This is a genomic window from Phenylobacterium sp., assembly GCF_024508875.1.
Taxonomy (GTDB): domain Bacteria; phylum Pseudomonadota; class Alphaproteobacteria; order Caulobacterales; family Caulobacteraceae; genus Phenylobacterium.
The window spans coordinates 40,472-48,333 of the sequence record NZ_JANINU010000064.1 but is presented as its reverse complement, the minus strand read 5'-3'; the positions used below and the strand labels follow the sequence as shown (position 1 = coordinate 48,333).

The 7,862-nt window shown below is 70.2% G+C and carries 8 protein-coding genes; 7 read left to right on the top strand and 1 reads right to left on the bottom strand.

What is annotated here, in order from left to right; all coding sequences use genetic code 11:
* The first annotated feature begins 104 nt into the window (after positions 1 to 104).
* From Q0L11_RS06200 to Q0L11_RS06170, 7 genes are all read left to right on the top strand, one after another.
* Positions 105 to 746, top strand: coding sequence for a DsbA family protein (locus tag Q0L11_RS06200; protein ID WP_296596094.1), 642 nt, complete (start codon positions 105 to 107; stop codon positions 744 to 746).
* A gap of 5 nt (positions 747 to 751) precedes the next feature.
* Positions 752 to 4,195 carry a chromosome segregation protein SMC gene (gene smc / locus Q0L11_RS06195; protein WP_296596093.1) on the top strand — a complete coding sequence of 1,148 codons (3,444 nt, stop codon included), beginning with the start codon at positions 752 to 754 and terminating at the stop codon, positions 4,193 to 4,195.
* A 174-nt stretch (positions 4,196 to 4,369) separates the two neighbouring features.
* Entirely contained in the window at positions 4,370 to 4,726 is a 357-nt protein-coding gene (locus tag Q0L11_RS06190; RefSeq protein ID WP_296596092.1) for an AtpZ/AtpI family protein, read from the top strand.
* Between the two features lie 5 nt (positions 4,727 to 4,731).
* On the top strand, positions 4,732 to 5,523 hold the full coding sequence (locus tag Q0L11_RS06185; RefSeq protein ID WP_296596091.1) for a F0F1 ATP synthase subunit A: 792 nt from the start codon (positions 4,732 to 4,734) through the stop codon (positions 5,521 to 5,523).
* A 39-nt stretch (positions 5,524 to 5,562) separates the two neighbouring features.
* A complete protein-coding gene (locus Q0L11_RS06180; protein WP_296596090.1) occupies positions 5,563 to 5,787 on the top strand; it encodes a F0F1 ATP synthase subunit C in 225 nt (74 codons plus the stop codon).
* A gap of 59 nt (positions 5,788 to 5,846) precedes the next feature.
* On the top strand, positions 5,847 to 6,440 hold the full coding sequence (locus tag Q0L11_RS06175; protein ID WP_296596089.1) for a hypothetical protein: 594 nt from the start codon (positions 5,847 to 5,849) through the stop codon (positions 6,438 to 6,440).
* Between the two features lie 3 nt (positions 6,441 to 6,443).
* The gene (locus tag Q0L11_RS06170; protein ID WP_296596088.1) at positions 6,444 to 6,959 is read left to right on the top strand and encodes an ATP F0F1 synthase subunit B; all 516 of its coding nucleotides are present in this window, start codon (positions 6,444 to 6,446) and stop codon (positions 6,957 to 6,959) included.
* Between the two features lie 319 nt (positions 6,960 to 7,278).
* Here Q0L11_RS06170 and Q0L11_RS06165 read toward each other — a convergent pair whose 3' ends face one another.
* On the bottom strand, positions 7,279 to 7,674 hold the full coding sequence (locus Q0L11_RS06165) for a PGPGW domain-containing protein (RefSeq protein ID WP_296596087.1): 396 nt from the start codon (positions 7,672 to 7,674) through the stop codon (positions 7,279 to 7,281).
* Positions 7,675 to 7,862 lie beyond the last annotated feature (188 nt).

The following is a 7,862-nucleotide window of genomic DNA, read 5'->3' as shown; positions in this document are numbered from 1 at the left end:
CATCACCTCGACGCCGACCTTCTTCATCAACGGCAAGAAGCTGAAGGAAGGTGAGATCACCCTTCAGGAACTGGAGGCCGCGGTCGCCAGCGCGGGCAAGTAGCGTGACCCTGCTGACCCGCCGGCTCGCCATCGTGAGCGCCGCCGCCGCGGCCGCCGCCTGCTCGGCCGAGCCGGCGGTCGGCGCGGCCCCGGCCGCCCCGGCCGCGCCCGGGGACATGGGCGTCGGCAATCCCAAGGCGCCGGTCCACGTCGTGGAATACCTGTCGCTGAGCTGCCCCCACTGCGCGCACTTCCACGCCGAGGTCTGGCCGGCGTTCAAGGCCAAGTACGTCGACACCGGCCGGGTCTATTTCACGATCCGCGAACTGCTGACCGCCCCGGCCCAAGTGGCGGCGGCAGGCTTCCTGATGGCCCGCTGCAAGGGCGACGCCGCCAGCTATTTCAAAATCGTCGACGAGGTCTTCGACAGCCAGTCCCGCTGGCAGCAGGGCAACATCAAGCCGATCTTCCTGGAGATCGCCAAGAAGAATGGCCTGACCGAAGCCCAGTTCGAGGCCTGCATCACGGACGAGAAGGCCCAGGATGCGCTGGGCAGGCGCCTGGAATACGCGACCGGGACCGACAAGGTGACGGGCACGCCCACGTTCTTCGTCAACGGCGTCCAGTTGCCGAACCAGGAGGTGCCGACGCTGGCAGACCTGGACGCAGCCGTCGCCAAGGCGGCCAAAGGCGGGAGGCGCTAGCAGAGGTGCACTTTCAGCGGCTCAGGCTCGCGGGCTTCAAGTCCTTCGTCGATCCGACCGAATTTCGGATCGAACCTGGACTCACGGGCATCGTCGGGCCGAACGGCTGCGGGAAGTCGAACCTGCTGGAAGCCCTGCGCTGGGTTATGGGCGCCAATTCCGCCAAGGCCATGCGCGCCGGCGGGATGGACGACGTGATCTTCGCGGGCGCCGCCAACCGGCCGGGACGCAACCACGCCGAGGTCTCGCTCACCATCGACAATTCCGAGCGCCGCGCGCCGCCGGCCTTCAACGACCATCCGGTGATCGAGGTGGTGCGCCGGATCGATCGCGGCGCGGGCTCGACCTACAAGATCAACGGCCGGGAGGTGCGGGCGCGTGACGTCCAGCTTCTCTTCGCGGATGCCTCCACCGGCGCGAGCTCGCCGGCTCTGGTGCGCCAGGGCCAGATCTCGGAGCTGATCGCCGCCAAGCCGCAGAACCGCCGCCTGATCCTGGAAGAGGCTGCCGGCGTCTCGGGTCTCCACTCCCGGCGGCACGAGGCCGAGCTGCGGCTGAAGGCGGCCGAGACGAACCTCACCCGCCTGGACGACGTCGCCCAGGAGCTGGAGGCGAACCTCAATCGGCTGAAGCGCGAGGCGCGCCAGGCCGAGCGCTACAAGAAGCTGTCGGCCGAGATCCGGGCCCTGCAGGGCGCTGTGCTCTACGCCAAATGGGCGCAAGCCAAGGAGGCCGCCGGCCGGCTGGTGGCCGAGGCCCAGGCCGCGATCCGCGCCGTCGAGGAGACCGCTCGCGCCGCGGCGGCGGCGACGAGCCGGGCTGCGGAAGCCGAGGCGGCGCTGAAGCCGCTACGCGAGGCCGAGACCATCGCCGCCGCCATTCTGCACAAGCTGGCCATCGACAAGGACCGGCTGGAGCGGGAGGAGGAGGCGCACGCCGCCGAGCTGGCGCGCCTGACCGGCGACCTGGAGCGAATCGACGCCGACCGGGCGCGCGAGGCGCACATCACTGAGGACGCCGAGGTCGCGCTGCGGCGGCTGGCCGAGGACCTGCAGGCGCTGCAGGACCAGATCGCCGCCGCGCCCGAGCGCGGGCCTGAGCTGGAGGAGGCTGCTCGCGCCGCCGAGGCCGCCCGCGCGGCCGCGGACGCCGAGGTCGAGCGGCTGGCGGGCGAACTGGCGGCGCAGGAAGCCCAGCGCCGCGCCGCGCGGGCGCGCGTCGAGGAAGCCCAGGGCCGCCTCGCCCGTACGCGCCGCGCGCTGGACCAGGCGAAGCAGGAACGCCAGGCGCTGGGGCCGATCCTCAACCCGCAGGCCGCAGAGGCGAGGGGCGCCCTCGACGCCGCGGAAGCCGCACTGGCCGCCGCGCGTGCCGCCCTGGACGCCGCCGAGGACGAACGCGCCAAGGCCAACGAGGCGGAGGGCGTCGCACGGGACGCGGCGCGCAAGCTGGAGGAACAGCTTGGCCGCTACACCGCCGAAGCGCGCGCCCTGGCCGCGCTGGTGGCCCAGGCCAAGCGCGGCGGGTTCGTCCCGGCGCTGGATTCCGTCGCGCCCGACCCAGGCTACGAGAAGGCGCTGGCGGCGGCGTTCGGCGACGACCTGGACGCTTCGCTCGACAAGGCCGCGCCCGCGCACTGGAGTGGGGGTGAAGCCTCTGCGCCGGCCTGGCCCGAAGGCGCGAGTCCCCTCGCCCCCCTGGTGAAGGTTCCCGCGGCGCTGGCGGCGCGCCTGGCCTACGTCGCGGTGGTGGATCGTGCCGACGGCGACCGCCTGCAGAAGCTGCTCCCGGTCGGAGCCCGGCTGGTGTCGCGTGAGGGCGACCTCTGGCGCTGGGACGGGTTCACCGCGCGGGCCGAGGCGCCGAAGCCAGCGGCTGTGCGCCTGGAGCAGAAGACCCGGCTGGCCGAGGTCGAAGCCGAGATCGAGAAGATCGAGCCGCGCGCCAAGGCCGCGCGCGAGGCCGCGACCGCGGCGATGAACCGGGTGCGCGCGGCCGACGAGGCCCTGCGCCTGGCGCGGCGCGGGCCGTCGGCTCTGGAGCAGCGCGCGGCGCAGGCCCGGACGGCGTTGGAGCGCTTCGAGCGCGAGGCCGCGCTGAAGGAAGCCAAGGCCGGCTCGCTGGACGACCTGATCGGACGCTTCGAGGCCGAGCACGCCGAACACGAGGCGCAACTCGCCGCTGTGACGGCCGAGGCCGGCGGCGACGGAGAGGCCGGCGACGTGGCCGATCGGCTGGCGGCGGCCCGCGCGGCGGCGGGGCCGGCCCGTGAGGCGGCGGCTCAGGCGCGATCCGCCTATGATCTGGAGGTCCGCGAGCGCGATGGGCGTGCGCGGCGGCTGGAAAACCTGAGCCGTGAACACGACGACTGGATCCGGCGCTCGGGCGCGGCGGCGAAGCGGGTGGCGCAACTGGAGGAGGCCCGGGCCAAGGCCCACGCCGCGCTGGTCGCCGCCCAGGACGCGCCCTCGACGCTGGAGAGCCGCAAGACCGCGCTGCTGGACGAACTGGCGGCCGCAGAGGCCCGCCGGGCGAAGACCTCGGACGCCCTGGCCGCCGCCGAGCACGAGCGGGCCGAGGCCGACCGCGGTCTGCGGGCCAGCGAGGCGGCGGCGTCGGAGGCCCGCGAGGTGCGCGCCAGCCTGTCGGCCCACTCCGAAGCGGCTGTCGAGCGCCTCAAGGAAGTGGCCGACAACATCCGCGAGGCGTCGCGGATGGAGCCCGAGGACCTGGGACGGAAGCTGGCCGATGAGGCCGTGGCGATCCCGCAGGACGCCGACGGCATGGAGGCCCACCTCTTCAACCTGGAACGTCAGCGCGAGGGTATCGGCGCGGTGAACCTGCGGGCCGAGGAGGAGGCGCAGGAGCTGGCCGCGCGCCTGGAGACCATGAACGTCGAGCGCGCCGACCTGACCGGCGCGATCGCGCGGTTGCGGCAGGGCATCGACGAACTGAACCACGAGGGTCGCGAACGTCTGACCGCCGCGTTCGGGATCATCAACGACCACTTCAAGACGCTGTTCTCGGCGCTGTTCAACGGCGGCCAGGCCGAACTGCGACTGGTCGAATCGGACGACCCGTTGGAGGCGGGGCTGGAAATCTACGCCTGTCCGCCGGGCAAGCGGCTGGCCAGCATGAGCCTGATGAGCGGGGGCGAGCAGGCCCTGACCGCCTCCGCGCTGATCTTCGCCGTGTTCCTGGCCCAGCCCGCGCCGATCTGCGTGCTGGACGAAGTGGACGCGCCCCTCGACGACGCCAACGTCGACCGCTTCTGCAACATGGTCGACGAGATGTGCCGCCGCACCGAGACGCGCTTCATCGTCATCACCCACAACCCGGTGACCATGGCGCGGACGGACCGGCTGTTCGGTGTGACCATGGCCGAGCGGGGCGTGTCGCAACTGGTGTCGGTTGACCTTAGGCAAGCCGAGGCCATGGCCGCCCAATAAACGCCGATGTTGTGGCGGTGCGACCGTGACGGTTTGCCCTTATGTTGGAATTATCAACAAAAACAATTGGATACACATGGCTGCCCAGCCTTGACGCATGAGCGTCGCGTCTATAGGTTCCGCCGCGATCAAGCGGGGGGGCAGTCGCTTTCCCGAACAACGCATTGCACTTTCATGGCTCCTGGTGACGACGCACGCGAAGAGGCGATCCGCCGCCTCGGCGAACGAGCGGTCGCCCTGGGAGCTCGGACCGAGCGTCCGGGGACGTCGCATGCCGGTGAGCAGGCCGTAAGCCAGGCCTATCGCATCATCGCCGAGCTCATCGGCGGGGTGCTGGTGGGATTGGCCGCGGGGTTCATCGTTGATCGCGTTTTCAACACCACGCCGTGGGGGTTGATTGGGGGAGTCCTGCTCGGATTTGCCCTGTCGATCTGGATGGCGCGGCGCACGGCCAACCGCCTGATGGCGCTGGCGAAAAGGGATGCGGAACCGCCGCCGGCGGTTCCGTTCGACGACGACGAGGAGCCTTAGGGCCGATGGCCGCGAACGACCCGATCCATCAGTTCCAGATCGAAAAGCTCGTCGACTTCGGCGTCGTGAACCTGCCGGTGTTCGGACGCACCGAACTGGCGTTCACCAATTCGCATCTGGCCATGACCCTCGCCTTCGTGGCGGTGGTGGGCTTCCTGACGCTGGCCACCTCGAAGATGCAGGTCGTGCCGGGCCGACTTCAGGCCGTGGGCGAGACCCTCTTCGGGATGATCGACAACCTGGCCGAGTCCATCATCGGGCACGAAGGCCGCAAGTTCTTCCCGTTCGTCTTCACGCTCTTCATGTTCATCTTGGCGATGAACGTCCTCGGCCTGATGCTGACCTTCACGGTGACCTCGCAGCTCGCGATCACCGCGACGCTCGGCCTGATGACCATCCTGCTCGTGATCGTCGTGGGCTTCATCCGCAACGGCCCGGGCTTCTTCAAGCTGTTCGTGCCCTCGGGCGTGCCGATCGTGCTGCTGCCGGTGATCGTGCTAATCGAGTTCGTCTCGTTCCTGCTGCGCCCGATCACCCTGGCCCTTCGTCTCTTCGGCAACATGCTTGGCGGCCACGTGGCGCTGAAGGTGTTCGCCGGCTTCGTCGTCGCCCTGGGCGCCATGGCCGCCAGCGGCGGCCTGGGCCTCTTCGGCATCCCGGGCGCGGCCCTCTCGCTCAGCATGGTCGTCGCGCTGACGGCCCTGGAATGCCTAGTCGCGTTCCTGCAGGCCTTCGTGTTCGCGGTGCTGACCTGCATCTACATCAACGACGTGGTCAACCTGGGCCACGGTCACTGATCCGCCTTACAGACTCACCACTAGGACGAGAACAGACTCATGGAAATCGAAGCGGCTAAGCAAATCGGCGCCGGCCTCGCGACCCTCGGCATGATCGGCGCCGGCATCGGCGTCGGCAACATCTTCGGCAACTTCCTGTCGGGCGCCCTGCGCAACCCGTCGGCCGCCGCCAGCCAGATCGGCAACCTGTTCGTCGGCGCGGCGCTGGCCGAAGCCCTCGGCATTCTGGCCTTCGTGCTGGGCATCCTGCTGAAGTACGGCTGATCCGCCAAGGACGCCGGCGCGGGTCCGCCCGCGCACTCTTCTGACTTCGGAGCCCTTTAATGGCCGTAGAGACCGAGTCCGCGACCAGCCCTTCGGTCGTCCCCACCGCCGACACCGCGTCGGCGGGCGCCGAGGCGCACGGGGCGACCACCGGCGCTGAGCACAGCGCGGGCCTGCCGCAGTTCCAGTTCCAGCATTGGGGCGGCCAGATCGGCTACATGCTGATCCTGTTCGTTGCCCTGTATGTGCTGATGGCGAAGGTGTTCGTCCCGCGCATGCGCCGCGTCCTGGACGAGCGCGCGGCGACGATCGCGGACGCGATCAGCAGCGCCAAGGCCGTGCAGGCCGAGGCCGACAGCCGCGCCGAGGCCGCCAAGCGCGCCCTGGCCGACGCCCGTGCGGTTGCCCAGCGCACCGCCGCCGAGGCGAGCGCCAAGGCCGCCGCCGAGATGGCCGAGCGCAAGGCCGCGTTGGAGACCGAACTGTCGGCCCGCCAGGCGGAAGCGGAAGGCCGCATCCGCGCCGCCCGCGACGCCGCCATGGGCCAGCTTGCCGCCGTGGCGACCGATACCGCGGAGGCCATGCTGGAAAAGCTGACGGGAGCCAAGGCTCCTCGGGCGGCCGTCGCCACCGCCGTGAAGAGCCAGGGATAAGCGATGCCCGCCTTTTTCGAAGCCGAGTTCTGGAGCCTCGCCAACCCCGAACTGTGGGTCGGCGTCGGCCTGATCGTCTTCCTCGGCATCCTCTGGATGGCCGGGGCGTTCAAGACCGCCGCGGGGGCGCTCGACGCCAAGGCTGACAAGATCCGCGCCGACCTCGATGAGGCCGCGCGCATCCGCGCCGAGGCCGAGGCCCTGCTGGCAGACATCCAGCGCCAGAGCGCGGCGGCCGAGGCCCAGGCCAAGGCTGTCCTCGAGAGCGCCCAGGAACATGCCAAGCGCCTCGCCGAGGACACCAAGGTCAAGCTGGAAGAAGAGCTCGCTCTGCGCGCCCGTCTGGCTGAACGCCGGATCGAGGCGGCGGAAGCCGAGGCGGCCGCCCAGGTGCGGGCCGCGGCCATCGACCTGGCCGCCCGCGCGACCGAAGAGGTCCTGGGGCAGCGCCTCGCCGGCGCCAAGTCCGACCCGCTGATCGACAAGGCGATCGGCCAGATGGCGAGCAAGCTGCAGTAGGTCCAGAGATCGGGCCGCGCTCACGCGTGCGGCCCGTCCGGATGCGCGGCGTTGGGGAACGCCACGCGTCTGCGAGCCGCCCACGAATCCCACAATCACACGAACAGCTCCGCGACGCTCCGCCTGGGGAGATGCGTCGCAACCCGAGACGTCCGTCGGCATTGTGGGGTTCGTGGGCGCACCTCCTTCCCGGGGGCCCCGTCCGGCCGGGCAGGCTAGCCGGCTTCCCATACAGCGGCGAGCGAAGGCCGGACCACTCGCCGAAGGCGAGAGCGGGCTGCGAGATTCCGGGTAAACGGAGCCTAGTTCGGGCTGAAGATCAGGCGCTGACGGCCGCGCGGCGGAACCGGCGGCGAAGCGGCTTCACGAAGCGGACGCGGCGCGGCAGCAGGATCCGCTCGACCCGCAGCGTCTGGTGATAGAACAGCGCCACAAACTCCGGATCGCGCCGCAGCAGGCGGCGGATCGGGTACAGCATCTTCGGATGCGCCCGGTGCAGGCGGACGAATTGGCGGCGCGCCTTGAACGAGTTCTTCAGCACCACCATCAGGCCGACCACGATCACGGGGATCCCACCGGGCCCCGGCAGGGGCGCGATCGCGATGCCCGCGATGATGATGGCGAAGCCAACCAGCACCAGCCCGAACCGCTTGATGCGGCCGGCAATCTCGCGCGCGAGATCGTCCGTGGCGCGGTAGACGCGCAAAGAGGGCATGGCGAAAGTCACTTGGGTAGTCCTGGGGGGCGCGCGGCGAAGCGGGGAGGTTCCGCCGTCACAATCCTCATATGCGTACGTACCGGAGAATCGTAAAGACGCCGTGCCGTTAAATTTTGCTAACGGGCCCCTATTGTTCCGGCTATGGCGCTGGCGCCACACTCGGATGCAGGACTGTCACAGATCGG